Here is a 15,984-nt window from a genome sequence, read left to right as displayed (position 1 = left end):
GGGGAAGGCTCGCGAGGTGTTTTGTCTAACACCAAGATTTAACCTGGCTGTCGCTGGTTGGAAGCTACTAAAAAGACTATCTTTTAACCATAAGCTGAATCATTTCTTTCAGGCTCGTTTGGGCCAGGTATTCTCTTTGCCTAGCCGCTTACGGGCACTCTAAGGCCTTGTTGCTCAAAGGACCTTGTTATTCAAAGGACACTGTTATGCAGATGACGCTCTCTTTTCTCGGTGCAGCCCAGGAGGTGACGGGCTCCTGTCATCTTCTCGATATCTCGGGTCGTCAGGTGCTGCTCGACTGCGGCCTAATCCAGGGGGGGAAGCTCGATGCACTGCGCAATCACGAGCCCTTCCTCTTCGAGCCAACAGAGATTCATGCCGTGGTGCTCAGCCATGCCCATATCGATCACTCGGGGCGTCTCCCTCTGCTGGTTAAGTCTGGCTTTACCGGCCCCATCTATACCCATAAGGCGACGGTTGAGCTGTGTGAGGTGATGCTCAGGGATGCCGCCATGCTGCAGGTACGCGATGTGGAGCGCCTCAACAAGAAGCGGGTGAAGATGGATCTGCCGCCGCTGGAGCCCCTGTTCGACGAAGAAGATGTAGCGCTGGTGATCAAGCAGTTTGTCGCCCTCGATTATGGTCAGTCGGTACAGGTGGTGCCTCAGTTGAAGGCTTGTTTAAGCGATGCCGGGCATATTCTAGGTTCGGCCGTGGTCGAGTTGTGGCTGGGGGAGGGGAGTGAGCGCAAGAAGCTGGTGTTTAGCGGCGATCTGGGGCGGGCGGGTATGCCGATCCTGGATGATCCTACGCTGATCGATGACGCGGATTTGGTGTTGATGGAGAGCACCTATGGCGACAGGTTACACCGCAGCTGGGATGATACCCTGGAGGAGCTTAAGGCGATCTTCGCCAAGACGATTAAGGAGAGCCGCGGCAATATTCTCCTACCCGCATTCTCCGTCGGGCGGGCCCAGGAGCTGCTCTATCTGTTTCATCTGTATGCCAAGGAGTGGGCGCTGTCCAACTGGCGTATCTGTCTCGACAGCCCCATGGCGATCAAGGCGACTCAGATCTATGTGGCCAACTATCAGCTGATGGATGAGGACTTTAAGCGCTTCACCCGTCTGTCGCCGGGCAAACATCCGCTGCTCTCGAATGTGGATTTTATCGACAGCACCCAAGAGTCGATGGAGCTTAACGAGATCCATCAGGGTTTGATCATCATCGCCGGTAGCGGCATGTGCAACGGCGGGCGGATCCGCAGCCATCTGGAGCATAACCTGGCCAATCCCCAGTCGGATGTGATCATCTGTGGTTTCCAGGCCCTGGGTACGCCGGGACGCCTACTGGTGGATGGCGCCGAGTCGCTCACCATACATGGCCGCGATATTCCGGTGAAGGCCAAGATACATACGGTCGGCGGGTTGTCGGCTCACGCGGATCAGGCCGAGCTTATCCATTGGTATCGACACTTTAAACACACGCCGCCGCTGATTCTGATCCATGGTGAGCGCGAGGCGCAGGAGCGGCTCAAGGCCGAGTTGGTGCCAGAGGGAAGCCAGTCGCCCCATGTGGTGATCGCCGAGCGGGGCGATACCTTAGACCTTACCGCCTTGCCGGAGCTGGTTTGGCTGCTAGACCGAGATTAGTTCGTTTCAGCTAGAGCCATGGGGAATAATTTCTGCTAGCTTAAGCTACAAGCCATCAGTCAGCCAAGGAAAGCCCCAATGGATGAACATATCGTCATACTTATCATTGCCTTAGTCGTGTTGCTCTACGGCTATATCTCTAAGTGGTTGGCGCGTTTCGACATTTCGGGTCCCATGGTATTTACCGCCTTCGGCCTGCTGTTGTCCCCCTTCGGCCTGGATGTGACTCAGGTGAAGGTGGATGCCGAATTTGTCACTATCATGGTGGAAATCGCCTTGGTGTTGGTGCTGTTTAGCGACGCCGCCCTGCTGGATCTCAGGCTGCTTAAGCAGTCATGGCAGCTACCGGCGCGCCTGCTGTTTATTGGCCTGCCGATCACGGTCGCGGCTGGCACACTAGTGGCGGGATTCTTTTTTCCCGACCAACCCTTTCTCTATCTGCTGATGTTAGCCCTGCTGCTGACCCCGACGGATGCAGCCCTGGGTAAGGCGGTGGTCTCGGACCCTAAGGTGCCCAAGACGATACGCTCCACCATCAATGTGGAGAGCGGGCTGAACGACGGCATTATCTTCCCCGTGTTAATTACTGTGGTGGCCTTGATCATGAGCGGCCTGGAGCACGCCCAGGATCAACACTGGCTGGTCTATGTGATGCAGCAGATCCTGTTCGGCGCCTTGGTGGGCGGCGCCGTCGGCTATCTGGGCACCAAGTTGCAGATCTTTTGTTTCAAACGTGATGGCATGGTGGAGACCTACCTCAACCTGATCCCCATCGCCTTGGCGATATTGGCCTTCTATCTGGCGGAGGAGTTTTCGGGTAATGGGTTCATCGCCGCCTTCTTCGCCGGTCTCTATGCCGGTAATACCAGCGAGATGGCCAGGGGGCATATCGAAGACTTTGCCGAGAGCGAGGGGGAACTCTTGGTGTTGATAAGCTTCTTCATCTTCGGCCTGGCGTTTGTGCCAACCACGCTGCCCTATGTCACTATTGAGGTGATTATCTACGCCCTGCTTAGCCTGACCTTGCTGCGTATGTTGCCCGTGATGATCTCTCTGATAGGCACCAAGTTAGATCTGGCGACCCGTGCCTTTATCGCCTGGTTCGGCCCCAGGGGGATCGCTTCTATCCTCTATGTGCTGATCGTCGCCCATGAGATGGGCAGCATCAAGGGGTTCGAGACCCTCTATGCCGTGGTAACTGTGACCGTCTTGATGAGCATATTGGCCCATGGTCTATCGGCTCAGCCATTGGCCAACTGGTATGCCAAACGCCATCGGCCAGCTGAGGCTGATACCGATGGCGAGGACAGTATTGTTTAGCTCTGCAGGCGATCTGTCTGACCGTCGAGTTTCTGCAGGCTCTTGAATAGCATGTAGAGGCAGGTGCTCAGCAGACAGATGGCCAGATAGATCATCATGCCGTGGCGTTTATCGCTCAGGGTCAAGGCCAGCAGGGGCCCGGCCACAGAGCCCAGGCTATAGCAGAGCAACATCACCTCGGTCGCCGACACTATCTTGGTGCTCGGCAGTCTGTCGCAGGCCAGCGAGATGGCAATAGGGTAGAGGGCGAAACTGGCCGCCCCCAGGATGAAGTAGCTCAATCCCTTAAATATAAAGGCGCTGGTTTCTATGGCGCCGACCACACCGACCAAGCCCACCAGAGTACACATGGCCATCAGCAGACGCTTGTCCATCCGCGGCGAGAGATAGCTAATCAACGGTTGCACCGCCATGCCACCTAAGATAATCGCCGCCATCAAGAGTCCCGTCTGGGTCGGCTCGTCTACCTGATTATCGATATAGACGGGCATCAGCCCATAGATGGGGCCGAGCAGCAGGCCCGAGACCAGGCAGCCTATGATTGCCGGGCGACTCAGGTTGGCGCTCTCCTTGAGTGAGAGTCTCTGCTGAGCTTGATGGGCCGGCTCTCCAGAACGGATCAGCACTGGGGCCATTATTGCCAGCAGGAGCAGGACGATGACAAACAGATAGGGTAAGACGCCCTGAGTGCCCAGTTCACCTATGGCCAGCTGACCGAGAGCGCTGCCGCCATAAAGTGCGGCCATGTAGATCCCCAGTCGTCTGGCGCGCGCCTTGACGCTATCGGCCATCAGTAACCAGGATTCGACCACCACGAAGACGCCCGCGACGGCGAAACCCGCGAGCAGGCGTGCCGTGAGCCAGATGCCGGCACCAGGCAAGAGCAACATGGCCACTATGCTGGCGATCAGCAGGGAGAGAAACAGCACAAAGCCGCGTCTGTGGCCCATTTTGGCGATCAGGCGCTCGACCCTCAATGCGCCGAGGAGCAACCCCAGGTAGAAGATGCTGGCGAGCCAAGGGGCGAGATCCGGCGACAGGCCGAAGTTGCCCAATGATAGGGGGATCAGGCTCATCAGAAAACCTGAGGCGACGGCAAAGAAAGAGAGACCTATTACGGGTGCCGTAGGATTGTTCGATTTACAGTTATCGGCGACGTCTAACACCAATAATCTCCAAATTAAGTCGGGTAAATGGCATCTTGGAAGTGAGTGTGTATTGGACTGCCATTTATTCACTGTTTAGCGGGAAGCGAAATGTAGTGCCAGCGAGGCGTTAAGTAAAGTGAATTTTGATAACTGATGATTTTTTGATATAAAATTCGCACTAATAGTGCTAATTTTGCTCTGAAAAGCCATTATGTGAATAAATAATACACAGCCGTTCTTGTTGATGGACTCTTGCAGTTAAGCCTGGTTTGAGGCCGGTTTGAAACTTTTTGTGGCAGATATCCGGCGTTAATTGATAGTTTTTATGTTGCCAGCTTGTTGTTTGTTGCCATTATGTAGCTAAAGGCCGTAAATTTTTAAGTTAACGGCCAAATTTTTACCACTTTCATCCTGTCTTTTCTAAACTGGCTAGGCTAACCATGACCAGTTTGCAGCGATTCAGTTACTGATCTGCCAAGGTGAGCGCCACTATCTTAAGCGGATGATTGCCGTCGAAGGAGGGGAAGTCCTGGTGGCAATGGATCCACTCGAAGCTGGCGACCTGCCGTCCCTGCTTCTCGACGCAGCGAATCAAGGCGTCGAGCCAAACCTGACGCTCTACTTTGGCGACGTTGTTGCAGCAGACTATGGTGCCGCCCACCTTGGTGGCTAGCATGGCGGGTTTGAATAGGCTCTGATAATCGTTGATCAGATCCACAGTGCCGAAGGGGCTCTTGGCGAAACGCGGCGGATCGAGAAACACCAGATCGAACTGACGCGGCGCCAGTTTAGGGTAGCTGGGGAGTTTCTGGTTGCGGCGTCCGCCCACCTTCATGCCCGCCAATTGGCGCATGGCGGGAAAGGCATCGCTCTGAATAAACTCACACCTGCCGCTCACCCCATTGAGTTCGGCGTTGCGGCGGCCAGCGGCCAAGGCAAAGGAGGAGAAGTCGACGTTGGTGACAGATTTTGCACCGCCGACTGCGGCGGCCGTGCCTATGCCGCAGGTGTAGGAAAACAGGTTCAGCACGGACTTGCCTTGGCTGTTGGCCTTCACATATTCCCGGCCGACACGCATGTCGAGAAACAGCAGGGGATCTTGCCCTTCGTGGCGTAACTTGCTGATGAAGCGGATGCCATTTTCCGTCATCTCCTGCTCGGCGCTGGCGAAGGCGTCGAGTTCAGGCGTCAGTGGGTTGAGAATTCGAGAGTTTTTATTGGATCTATCATTGTAGATGACGGGGAGATCTTGAGTCTGCTTGAGCTCTTGGCCGAGGCATTCCAGCTCCTCTTGCGTCAGACTCTGGTGAAACGATTGGATCAGCCAGGCGTCGCCATAGCGATCTATGGTGAGGCCGTCTATCCCCTCGACCGTGCCGTGAAACACGCGAAAACAGTTGGTGTTGGCGGCTTGTGCCGCGGCGAGTAGCTCGGTTCTTTGGCTGATCGCCTGGCGCAGCAGGTCGGCGTTCGACATGATCTTATGATCCCTAATCGGTGGTATGCTGGAGTGAGCGCGGATCATAGCAAATATTTGCCCCTTGGGGGCGATTAACTCAGACGTTAGCGAGAGGGCGAAGGGATGAAACTCGTGTTAGTCCATGGGATCTTTAACACCGGCCAGGTGATGGGATGGATGCGGCGTCAGTTTGAGCGTCAGGGCTATGAGTGCCTGACACCAACCCTGGCCCCCTTCGATGGCAGGCGTGGGATAGCCTTTGCGGCGAAACAGCTGCAAAGCCATATCGAGGCAGCCCTGGCCGAGGATGAGACCATCTGCCTCATCGGTTTTAGCATGGGCGGCATAGTTGCCCGTTACTACCTACAGCATCTGGGGGGCGAAAAACGCACCAAGGCGCTGTTTTCTATTTCCTCTCCCCATCATGGCAGCTATCTCGCCTGGCTGCCCTATCCGTCGCGGGCGATGCGTGAGCTGAGGCCAAAGAGTCAGTTGTTGTCTCAGCTCGCCGCTTGCCAGGAACGCCTGGAGGGGATTGCCCTCTACTCGTTTCGCACGCCCATCGATTTCACCATAGTGCCGAGTCGCAGCTCCCATTGGCCGGGGGCCAACAATCGGGTGATCTGGCGACCGCTACATCTGTCGATGATCTTCAGTCGCCGCGTGGTGGCAGAGATCCTAGCTGGGGTGGTGCAGTTGTCGCCGGGTGGCGAGACTGCGCCACAGACCGGGCAGGGCCTCCAGCGAGCAGAGGAGTAGCCCAACCCAGATGAGGGCGAAGCTCACCGCCTTGACGCTATCGAACGTCTCGTTAAACAGGAAGATCGCCAGCAAGAAGTGCATGGTGGGTTCTATGTACTGCAGCAGGCCGACCATGGAGAGGCTGGTGTGACGAATCGCCAGGGCGAAGAAGATCAGCGGTAGCAGAGTTACGGGCGCCGACCCCATGTAAAGCAGTAGTGTGCCCGTGCCGCTCGAAAGTGCCTCGCTCTGGCCGGTGGCGCTGAGCCAGAACAGATAGCCGGCGGCGATCGGGGTGAGCAGCGCCGCCTCTATGGTGACAGAGGTAAGCGAGTCGAAGCGGATAAACTTCTTACACAGGCCATAGAGGGCGAAGAAGCTGCCCATCAACAGTGCCAGCCAGGGGAGCTGACCATAGGCCATCACCATGTAGCCAATGCCCAGAGTGCCGAGCAGTACAGCCCATTTCTGGGCGACAGTCAGCCTGTCTTTTAGAAACAGCACCCCCAATCCGATAGCAAACAGCGGGTTGATGAAGAAGCCCAGGCTCGCCGCCAACACCTGACCATGGGTCAGTGCCCAGGTAAAACTGTACCAGGAGACGCACATGATAAGCGAAGCTAGCGCGCACAGGGCGACCGAGGGAAGATTGGCCTTAAGCAGTGTCAAACGGGGCAGAGGTTTGCCAAGCAGTAGAAAGACCAGCAGCATGAAAGGCACAGAGCAGAGCAGGCGAATCGCCAGCATCTCAGTGATATCCGCGCCCGGCAGAAACTGATAGTAGAGGGGCAGAAGCCCCCATAGCAGAAAGGAGACGATCGCCAGGGCGTTACCTTTGGCGCTAACTAGGGTGTGGCTGGGCATAGGGGCTCGTAAGTATTATTTGCTTATGTTTGTATTGGGTTGTGTGCTGGGCACTGCCTTGTCATCGCTCTCTCGTCCGATACTCAGGCTCTTGGGCCTGCCCCTTGGCCTGATCTCGAAAAGCGCTAGCTGGTGAGGCACTAGCTGTCGACGCATTGGCAAGTGAGATGCCAAGTCACGTGGGTAAAATACCCAGCTTCATCTAGATGACTGAAAGTGGGGCGGATTTTCCCATTCCTATGGCTTCTTGGCTGTGAGCTTGATCACTCGCGGTGCTTTTTGTTTTTAGTGGGAGCCTGGTCAGGTGGTATGGGAAAGACTTGCATGTCGGGGCTGGGTCTAAGGTACAATCTGGCCCCAGCAAATATCGTTGATGAGCCGAGAATGAACAAGATCCATGTACAGATGACCAAGGATGGTTCCCACACCCTGATGAGCAGCCTGTTTGACGACAGTTATCATGCCCATAACGGCGCCATTAGCGAGTCTGAACATGTCTATATCCAGTCGGGCCTTGCCGATCTGGACCCCAGCTTCGAGCAGGTGAATATTCTCGAGTTGGGGTTTGGCTCGGGCATGAACGCCATGCTGACACTCAAGCGGGTGCTGGGCAGCGATGGCAAGCCGGATAGGCTCACAAGGCCGATCCGTTTCGTGACGGTAGAGGCCTATCCCGTTCCTAGCGAGGTGATCGCTCAGCTGAACTACAAGGAGCATCTGGAGCCTGCGCTGCACGAGCTGTTCGATCGCCTGCATAGCGCGCCCTGGGGCGAAGATGTCACCCTGTTTCCCGGCTTCGTGCTGCATAAGATCCACGGTACTTGGGATAGCCTGGAATTGCCGGATAATTCCATCAACCTGGTGTTCTACGACGGCTTTGCGCCAAGTAAGCAGCCCGAGCTCTGGACCCTGGATAACTTCGATCGCCTCTTTCCTATGATGATGCCGGGCGGCATGCTGGTGAGCTACTGTGCCAACGGCCAGTTCAAGCGTAATCTGAAGGCCGCAGGTTTTAAGGTGAAGCCTCATCCGGGGGCCCTGGGTCGCCGGGAGATGACCCGTGCCTGGAAGACTCAGCCGGGAAATCAAGAATAAGCCGGGACAGGAAGAGTAAGTCGGAATCGTTAGGTGAGATCCGATTAAACTTGCGGGCTACCTCGAGCACTTTTTTGTTTGTAACAAGTCATTAACTGAACTTTATTTTTCGCCGGGAATCGATAGATTAGAACCCAACTCGCTTCACATAGGGAAATGATCTGTGAAAATACCGGCAATTCGTGCCCTCGCCCCCTGGCTCACCGCCAGCCTGACTCTGCTCTGCTCCATGCAGGTCTTAGCCGATAAGGCGCCACTGGCCTTCGTCTCTCAAACCATAGATACAGGTTTTAAGCTCACCCATCCGCTGGAGAGCCTCAACTTAGTCGGCGATGCCAACAAGGAGCTGCTGGCAATCGGCGTCGATGACCGTCAGACCAAATGGCTCGCCATCTATGGCTTAGATGGCGAAAGCAGCCAGTATCGGCTGCTGCATAAGATGCCTCTGCCTGGCGATCTCTATCGATACGATGTCAGCGCTAAGCCAAAGCAGGGCAAGCCACAGCAGGCCGATTCACTGCAGTCCGTCTACTTCATGTCGCGCGCTCATCTCTCTGTGTTGACGGTCAGCGACCAAGGGCTGGCGCTTCGCGAGCTGCTTGATGTGGCGCCGCTGGTGGTGAAGCCGCGCATCGAGTTTATTGCCCGCGGCGAGTTTGTGCGGGATCTCAACGGCGATGGCCGTGACGACTTTATCGTGGGCCAGTTTGAGCAGACACAGCTCTTCCTCAGTCAGGAGGATGGCTGGCAGGCCCAGACCCTGGCGATCCAGCCCAAGGTGCTGCTCTATCGCGATGGTGCACGCTACAGCGAGACCAAGCTCTATGTTGCCGATATGAATTTCGATGGTCGCGACGACATCATCAAGGTGGGCGAGGGGGAGCTTGAGATCTATGCCCAACATCAGGATGGCAAGTTCGAGAGCTACCCCAGATTCCAGCCCGTGAGTCAGGCGATCAGCGGCCTGGATTGGTGGGACAGACGTGATGCCTATGGCGAGGCGCTGGATCAGAGCGATCTCGTCTATCGCAAGGTCGAGGCGCTGCAGGATATCGATGGCGACGGCCTTGTGGATATGGTGGTGCGCTACACCAAGAGCTCAGGGGTGCTGGATAGGGTTAACGACTATGAGATCTATCTAGGGGTGAAGGGTGACAAGGGTGTGAGCTTTGGCAAGCAGCCCCAGAGCGTGATCCGCGGCGATGGTACCCTGACGGGCTTCGAGCTGGTGGATATCGACCTAGATGGTCGCAGCGAGGTGTTGGTGTCCGGGTTCGATATCGGCCTGTCGCAGATCATCGGCGCCCTGGTGTCGGGCAGTATAGATCAGGACGTGCACCTGTTTACCATGGACGATAAGCGGCGTTTCGCCGCCAAACCGAACATGAGCAAGTCGGTGGAGCTGAGTTTCAGCCTGACCTCGGGCCAGAGCGGTGCGCCGGTGGTAAAGCTCGCGGATATCGATGGCGACAAGCGTCAGGATCTACTGCTGTCCGACGGCGACACAGAGCTTGATCTGTTTCTGGGTAGTGCCAAGGGCAAGCCCTTCGATCGTAAGGAAAGCCTCAAGCTCACCCTGCCTATCGATGGCGACATGCTCAGCAGCGAAGATCTTAATTTAGACGGTAAGGCGGATCTGCTTATCAAGTATGGCAGGCAGGATAAGGCCGAGCTGCAGAGCCAGTTTTTGGTGATCATGACCCAATAGCCCTTGGCTGTTTTGCCAGTTGTGTCGGTCGTGGCAAGGTGGCTCGGACCTGGTGATACACTTTGTCGCAATTAAGCCGCGCTCGATTAGATGGTAATAACCCGCTCTGCTTCAGTGAGTTAGCTCTCACTAACACAAATCCCTCTCGAGGGGGCTAATTGGCTTAAGTTTTGTTTAATTTTTCATCGCTACCCTGAGGTCGAAGGTGACTCCTGGTCACTCAGAGACTAAGTGTAAGGGTTGTGTATGATAGGTTTTGGCAGCGCCAGCAGTTCTGCAGGAGCAGATGTCGCAGTAAATATCATCACCTACCTGGGAGCCGGATGCTTGTTGGTGGTGGTCATAGGGTTTGCAATTGCCCTGTATCAGGAGTGGCAGATGGTGCGCCGCTTCGATGCCGAGAAGCAGAGGCAGAGATTCTTCGATAGTCTCTCCAATATTACGCCGCGTTCTCGTTAGCGGCTTACTATCCTAGCGCCTTTTCGCCGCGCTATTGATTCGCCGGTGGCCGAGCTTAACAATTTTGTTGAGCTTGATAGCCTAGTTGAGCGATAACCTGGCCTGTTCGGCGACCAGTGTCATGATTTCCCGATTTAGGCTGAGCTGCTGGCTCTGGCCTATCTCTTCCCGACCTAGCGCATTTAGCCGCGCATCTATCGCGCCCCGCTGTGGATGACCGCCTAGAGGGTGCGGGTAAGGCACTTCTTCATGGCTTGGTTCTCCGTCGAATTGAGGTTGCCAAAAGGCGTCAGTGTCATTGGTGTGCCATTGTGTCTTGAGTGAAAACAAGGGAAAGCCTCCTAGTGCGTGACCGCGCTAGGATAAGCGAAACTTATGCCAATTAGATGACAGGCGAAAAACTGGGTCTTGAGTGAGCGATTACTCGGCTCAGCGCCTATCTTGCACCATCAGGAGGCATGGGTTGATGCAGGAAAGTGCAACCTGGCGATGCAGCCCTTGTCGCAATTGCTGAGGCTAAAACGCCACTGATAACGCTGACACAGGGCCTCGACTATCTCCAGCCCTAAGCCATGGCCCTGGGGGCGAGTGTCGCTGCTGCTCATGCCGCGGCCCTGATCTTTCACCGAGATCCCCTCATCGTCGACGCTGATGGCGATACAGCCGCTGTCGCTGGCGTTGATGGCGTTATTGAGCAAGTTGATCAGTAACATGCGCAGTACCGCCTCGCTGGGGGCTATCTGCGGCGTGGCATCTAGGGTGAGGCCTAATTGGATCTGTTTCTGGCTCGCCAGCGGTTCGACCTCGGCAAGGATCTGCTTTAGCTCTTTCTCCTGTAGCGGCCTGAGGTCGGGTGAACTCAGCCCCTTCTCCTGTTTCACCAGGCTCAGCAGCGCGTCTATGATGTGCTGCATATTGCTTGCGGCCTTGGCGATACGGCTTCGCTGTCGTTGCATAAACTCTGGCTTGCCCTCCTGTTCCAGCAGACGGCTGGCGCCTTGAATAATGGTCAGCGGAGTTCTCAGTTCATGGCTGGCGTAGCGGGAGAAGGCTTGTTCCCGGCGGATCAGCTGGGCGATCTGCTGCTGATAATGGTTGAGGCTGGCGGTGAGGGCATGAAATTCCTGGGTGGCATCCTTGGAGACGCGAAAACTCTGGTCGCCCTCCGAGTCCTCGAGCTGCTCGCTGATGGCGCGAATGGGCGCGATAAGCCTGCGGGTGAGCAATGTGATGGCAAAGCCGAACAGGGCAAACAACATCAGGGTGACGGCCAGGATCACCAGGCTGATATTGTTCCATTCGTTACGGCTCAGCTCTACCTGCTCGGCATTCATCACCAGAATCAGGGGATGTGTCGCCTCGCCTTCGCCATATTGGCCGCGAAAGATGAAGATATCCTCCTTGAAGGTATCGTGCAGTTCATCGAGAAAACCGACGGGCAGATCGACAATGCCTTGATATTCATCGGGTAAGCTGGCTGCATCGTTATAGGCGACGATAGTGGTGCTCAACACCAGCGGCGACTCGGCGCCCTGCTCGAATGCCGCCTTAGCACTAGGCGCTATCTGCTCCAGACTGCGGCGGTTGAGCTCATCTTCGACCCAGTAGAGGATAAATATACTGAGCAGGTAGAGGATGGCGGCCACCAAGAGGGCGATCCCCCCGAAGTAGAAACTTAGCTTGCGAGTCAGACTCTTGGCGGTTTTTTGCACCTGTGGGGCCTCTATTGATTCACGTCTAACCGAAAGCCTATCTTAGGCACGGTGAGTATGATGGGGGTGTCGAAGGGTTTATCCACCTGATTTCTCAGCTGGTACATATGGCTGCGCAAGATGTCGCTGTTGGGCGGTTCTTCCCCCCACAGGTGCTGCACTATCTCCTCACGTTTTACCACGTTAGGCGCGCGGGAGATCAGCAGGTGGAGGATCTGATAGCAGCTTGGGGTCAGCTGTAGCTTCTTGCCATCACGATAGGCGGTGTGCTCGGCGATGTTGAGGGTGAGCGGCCCGCACTGCTGACAGCCCTGGGCGACGCGCCCGAGCTGACGCTTAATCAACGCCAGCAGGCGTACATGTAGCTCATCGAGATCGAAGGGTTTGGTCAGATAGTCGTCGGCGCCACTATGAAAGCCTTGCAGCAGATCTTGTTTGTCGTCCAGCGCCGTCAGCATCAATATGGGCACGCTGGAGCCCTGCTGACGTAGGGCCTTGGCCACGGCGTAGCCGTCCATCTTGGGCAGCATGAGATCCAGCACTATGGCGTCGAAGTGCCCTTCGGTGGCGAGGCGCAGGCCGAGCTCGCCATTGCTGGCATAATCCACCTGAGCTCCTTGGGATTCGAGATAGTCCCCCAGGACACCGGCGACATCGGCATTATCTTCTATGATGAGTATTTGAGTATTTTGCATGACAGTTCTCTGGCCGGATGACTCTACCTATCCTAGCGTGAAAAAGATGTCGATAACATTGAAATTCAAGCGCATCCGATTGAGCTTTGAGATGCGCCTAGGTGTCAATGCAGCAGGAACAGGGTCGCCAGGCCGAGGAAGGCGAACAGGCCGATCACATCAGTGACCGTGGTCAGCACCATGCCACCGGCCAGTGCGGGATCGACATTGAATTTCTTCAGCAGCAGTGGGATACAGGCGCCGGCCAGACCGGCCACCGTCATGTTGATCAGCATGGCGCCGCCGATCAGTCCGCCCAGGGCAATGTCGCCCTTCCACAGCCAGACGGCGGCAAATACCAGCATGGACCAGAGCAGGCCGTTGAGAAAGCCGATGGCCAGTTCCTTACCGATCAGCCAGCGGGAGTTACTCTGGCCTATCTGCCCCAGGGCGATACCGCGGATCACCAGCGCCAGGGTCTGGTTGCCGGCGACGCCACCCATGCTGGGGACTATGGTCATCAAGATGGCGATGGTGGCAAACTGCTCCAGGGTGTTCTCGAACATGTTGCTGACCGAGGCGGCCAGCAGGGCGGCAAACAGGTTGATGGTCAGCCAGAGGGAGCGCCTCAGGGTACTCTTGACCACTGGGCCGAAGGTATCTGTGTCGTCGTCCATCCCCGCCATCCCCATCATGGAGTGTTCGGCATCTTCACGGATCACGTCGACGATATCATCGATGGTGATACGCCCCAGCAGACGGTTGGTCTCCTCTTCGACCACGGGGGCCGAGACCCAGTCGTGACGCTCGAACAGCTGGGCGACTTCGCCGTCATCCATACCCACGGGGATCCCTTCGAGATCGTCGTTCATGATCTCCCGCACCGAGGCATTGGGGTCGCAGGTCAGCAGGTCGGTAATGCGCACACCGCCCAGCAGGCTGTCGCGCTTATCCACCACATAGAGGGTATCGGTGGCATCGGGCAGCTCGCCGCGGATCCTCAGGTAACGCAGGATCACGTCTATGGTGACATCGGGGCGCACGGTGACAGTATCCGTGTTCATGATACTGCCGGCAGTGTCTTCCGGGTAGGAAAGGGCTTGCTCCACCCTGGCTCTGTCTTGCGCCGTCATCGACTGCAACACCTGATTGAAGACGCTGTCGGGCAGACTACGCAGTATGTAGGCCAGATCGTCCGTGTCCATGCCTTCGGCCGCCTTGGCGACGCGCTCGGGGCTCATCTGGGTGATCAGGGTATCTTTGAGCTCTTCGCCCAGTTCGTCGAGGATCTCCCCCGTGTGCTGCTGATCGATTAGCTGCCAGAGCACCTGACGGGTGCGCGGCGGAGAGGATTCCAGGATGAAGGCGATATCAGAGGCGGCCATGTCGTGCAGCATGCTGCGCACATGGACAAACATGCCGCTGCCTAAGGCTTGAGTGAGCTGATTAAGGCGTTGATCTGTGGTTTCACTATCTAACACTTCGATCGGCATAGCTCCTCCTTTGGCAGTTGATTGAACGGCTTGGGTGGTAGGCTTGTAAGTCTATGATAAGTATAGGACGAAATTAAGCGGGCACCGCAAAGCGAGCCGATTATACGGCCTCATCGAATTTGGCGTCAATAAGGGCGCTGATGGCATCCAGGGCCGCCAGGGCATCTTTGCCTTCGCTGGTGATGGTGATGGTTTTACCCATGCCGGTTTCGAGCATCAGGAGGCCGAGTACGCTGGCGGCGGAGGCCTGTTTATCGCCCTGGATCAGAGTGACCTCGGCGTCGAACTTAGCGGCGAGCACCGCCAGCTTGGTCGCCGCTCTGGCGTGCAGGCCCAACTTGTTGCAGATGGTCAGCTCGCGAGCCAACTTAGTCATGCTTTAGCTCTCGGTGGCGCGCCTGAACCTTATGCTTGCCCTTGTTGAACAGCTTGGCGAGCTGGTCGGTCACATAGACAGATCTGTGCTGGCCGCCGGTGCAGCCGATGGCTATGGTGAGGTAGCTGCGGTTGTTGCGCTCCAGGTGAGGCAACCAGGTTTCCAGCAGGTTTTCGATCTGCCAGATGAACTTGTTGACCAGGGGTTGCTGGCTCAGAAACTGCTGCACTGGCTCATCCAGGCCAGTCAGTGGCCTCAGCTCAGTTTCCCAGTGGGGATTGGGTAGGAAGCGCACGTCAAACATGAAGTCGGCTTCGGTCGGCATGCCATATTTAAAGCCGAAGGACTCGAAGTTGATCACCAGCTCCTTGTCGACCGTGCCCAGCAGGATCTCGCGCACCTTGTCGCTCAACTCATAGATGTTGAGGTTAGAGGTGTCGATATAGTGATCCACCAGTTTAGCTATGGGGTCGAGCAGCTTGCCCTCGAGCTGAATTGCCTCCTTGAGGGAGACCTTAGAGCGCGACAGCGGATGTAGCCTGCGGGTCTCGCTGTAGCGCTTGAGCAGTACATTGTCGCTTGAGTTCAGGAAGAAACTTAAGATTTCGGTATCTTTGGGGAGCTTGGCCAGCTGCTTTTCCAGCTGGATCTCTTCGCTGGGCATGTTGCGCACATCGACGCTGATGGCCACGAGATCGCTGCGCCCCTTGAGCTGCTCCAGCAGGGACTCCATCATCTGCAAGGGCAGATTGTCGACACAGTAGTAGCCTAGATCTTCTAGGACCCTGAGTGCGACGGATTTTCCCGATCCTGAGCGTCCGGATACCAAAACCAATTTCATTGGGTGATCACCTGATAGAGTTCGGATTCATCTTGGGTCTTTCTTAGCTGCTTCATGATCGCCTTATCATTGAGCTTCTCGGCCATAGCGGCCAGGGTGCTAAGATGTTGCTCGCATTGATCTGCGGGCACCAATAACGCAAAAAGGATATCGACGGGCTGATTGTCAATGGCATCGAATGCAATTGGTTCAGCACATTTCACCAGTACGGCCACGGGTTGATCTATGTTAGTCAGCCGTCCGTGAGGAATCGCGATACCATTGCCTATACCTGTGCTGCCCATTTTCTCTCGAGCCAGAAGGCTTTCAAATATTTCTTGAGAGGAGAGGGTGGGGTACTGGACAGCGGCTAAGTCGCTGATAAGCTCCAGTACCTTTTTCTTACTGCCCGGAGTGGCGCAGGTGGTGCACTCCGGCCGCAGGATGGTACTCAGTTCCATCG

16 protein-coding genes are annotated in these 15,984 nt (G+C 56.2%); 6 read left to right on the top strand and 10 right to left on the bottom strand.

From position 1 onward, the window contains the following. The first annotated feature begins 206 nt into the window (after positions 1-206). Complete coding sequence (locus K0J45_RS17040; RefSeq protein WP_220043421.1) at positions 207-1,652, top strand: MBL fold metallo-hydrolase RNA specificity domain-containing protein; 1,446 nt, start codon at positions 207-209, stop codon at positions 1,650-1,652. Between the two features lie 78 nt (positions 1,653-1,730). Beyond that, positions 1,731-2,972, top strand: a complete 1,242-nt coding sequence (locus tag K0J45_RS17035; RefSeq protein WP_220043420.1) for a cation:proton antiporter — start codon at positions 1,731-1,733, stop codon at positions 2,970-2,972. Here K0J45_RS17035 and K0J45_RS17030 read toward each other — a convergent pair. Next, positions 2,969-4,138, bottom strand: coding sequence for an MFS transporter (locus K0J45_RS17030; RefSeq protein WP_220043419.1), 1,170 nt, complete (start codon positions 4,136-4,138; stop codon positions 2,969-2,971). The two genes, K0J45_RS17035 and K0J45_RS17030, sit on opposite strands and share 4 nt — an antisense overlap. Positions 4,139-4,583: 445 nt before the next feature. After that, positions 4,584-5,597, bottom strand: a complete 1,014-nt coding sequence (locus K0J45_RS17025; RefSeq protein WP_220043418.1) for a class I SAM-dependent rRNA methyltransferase — start codon at positions 5,595-5,597, stop codon at positions 4,584-4,586. A 105-nt stretch (positions 5,598-5,702) separates the two neighbouring features. On the opposite strand from K0J45_RS17025, the gene K0J45_RS17020 reads away from it, so the two are divergent. Further along, positions 5,703-6,338, top strand: coding sequence for an esterase/lipase family protein (locus tag K0J45_RS17020; RefSeq protein ID WP_220043417.1), 636 nt, complete (start codon positions 5,703-5,705; stop codon positions 6,336-6,338). Here the strand turns inward: K0J45_RS17020 and rarD are convergent. Beyond that, complete coding sequence (gene rarD, locus K0J45_RS17015) at positions 6,258-7,184, bottom strand: EamA family transporter RarD (protein WP_220043416.1); 927 nt, start codon at positions 7,182-7,184, stop codon at positions 6,258-6,260. The two genes, K0J45_RS17020 and rarD, sit on opposite strands and share 81 nt — an antisense overlap. 384 nt (positions 7,185-7,568) lie before the next feature. Here rarD and mnmC2 point away from each other — a divergent pair, with 384 nt between their 5' ends. From mnmC2 to K0J45_RS17000, 3 genes are all read left to right on the top strand, one after another. After that, positions 7,569-8,279: a tRNA (5-methylaminomethyl-2-thiouridine)(34)-methyltransferase MnmC2 gene (gene mnmC2, locus K0J45_RS17010; RefSeq protein WP_220043415.1), complete on the top strand. Its 711-nt coding sequence runs from the start codon at positions 7,569-7,571 to the stop codon at positions 8,277-8,279. Between the two features lie 163 nt (positions 8,280-8,442). Next, positions 8,443-9,987, top strand: coding sequence for an FG-GAP repeat domain-containing protein (locus tag K0J45_RS17005; RefSeq protein ID WP_220043414.1), 1,545 nt, complete (start codon positions 8,443-8,445; stop codon positions 9,985-9,987). Between the two features lie 246 nt (positions 9,988-10,233). Continuing rightward, the gene (locus tag K0J45_RS17000; RefSeq protein WP_041406740.1) at positions 10,234-10,446 is read left to right on the top strand and encodes a hypothetical protein; all 213 of its coding nucleotides are present in this window, start codon (positions 10,234-10,236) and stop codon (positions 10,444-10,446) included. Positions 10,447-10,527: 81 nt separating this feature from the next. Here K0J45_RS17000 and K0J45_RS16995 read toward each other — a convergent pair whose 3' ends face one another. The 7 genes from K0J45_RS16995 to ptsN form a co-directional block, all read right to left on the bottom strand. Next, positions 10,528-10,776: a hypothetical protein gene (locus K0J45_RS16995; protein WP_220043413.1), complete on the bottom strand. Its 249-nt coding sequence runs from the start codon at positions 10,774-10,776 to the stop codon at positions 10,528-10,530. A 119-nt stretch (positions 10,777-10,895) separates the two neighbouring features. After that, the gene (locus K0J45_RS16990) at positions 10,896-12,158 is read right to left on the bottom strand and encodes a sensor histidine kinase (protein WP_220043412.1); all 1,263 of its coding nucleotides are present in this window, start codon (positions 12,156-12,158) and stop codon (positions 10,896-10,898) included. An 11-nt stretch (positions 12,159-12,169) separates the two neighbouring features. Next, the gene (locus K0J45_RS16985) at positions 12,170-12,853 is read right to left on the bottom strand and encodes a response regulator transcription factor (protein ID WP_011867113.1); all 684 of its coding nucleotides are present in this window, start codon (positions 12,851-12,853) and stop codon (positions 12,170-12,172) included. A gap of 104 nt (positions 12,854-12,957) precedes the next feature. Beyond that, on the bottom strand, positions 12,958-14,325 hold the full coding sequence (gene mgtE, locus K0J45_RS16980; RefSeq protein WP_220043411.1) for a magnesium transporter: 1,368 nt from the start codon (positions 14,323-14,325) through the stop codon (positions 12,958-12,960). Between the two features lie 100 nt (positions 14,326-14,425). After that, positions 14,426-14,701 carry an HPr family phosphocarrier protein gene (locus K0J45_RS16975; RefSeq protein WP_220043410.1) on the bottom strand — a complete coding sequence of 92 codons (276 nt, stop codon included), beginning with the start codon at positions 14,699-14,701 and terminating at the stop codon, positions 14,426-14,428. Then, entirely contained in the window at positions 14,694-15,542 is an 849-nt protein-coding gene (gene rapZ, locus K0J45_RS16970; protein WP_011867110.1) for an RNase adapter RapZ, read from the bottom strand. Before rapZ ends, K0J45_RS16975 begins: the two co-directional genes overlap by 8 nt. Next, positions 15,539-15,982 carry a PTS IIA-like nitrogen regulatory protein PtsN gene (gene ptsN, locus K0J45_RS16965; RefSeq protein WP_011867109.1) on the bottom strand — a complete coding sequence of 148 codons (444 nt, stop codon included), beginning with the start codon at positions 15,980-15,982 and terminating at the stop codon, positions 15,539-15,541. Before ptsN ends, rapZ begins: the two co-directional genes overlap by 4 nt. Positions 15,983-15,984 lie beyond the last annotated feature (2 nt).

The organism is Shewanella alkalitolerans (genome assembly GCF_019457575.1).
Taxonomy (GTDB): domain Bacteria; phylum Pseudomonadota; class Gammaproteobacteria; order Enterobacterales; family Shewanellaceae; genus Shewanella; species Shewanella loihica.
The sequence above is the reverse complement of the archived record's forward strand: the minus strand, read 5'-3'. Positions and strand labels throughout refer to the sequence as shown.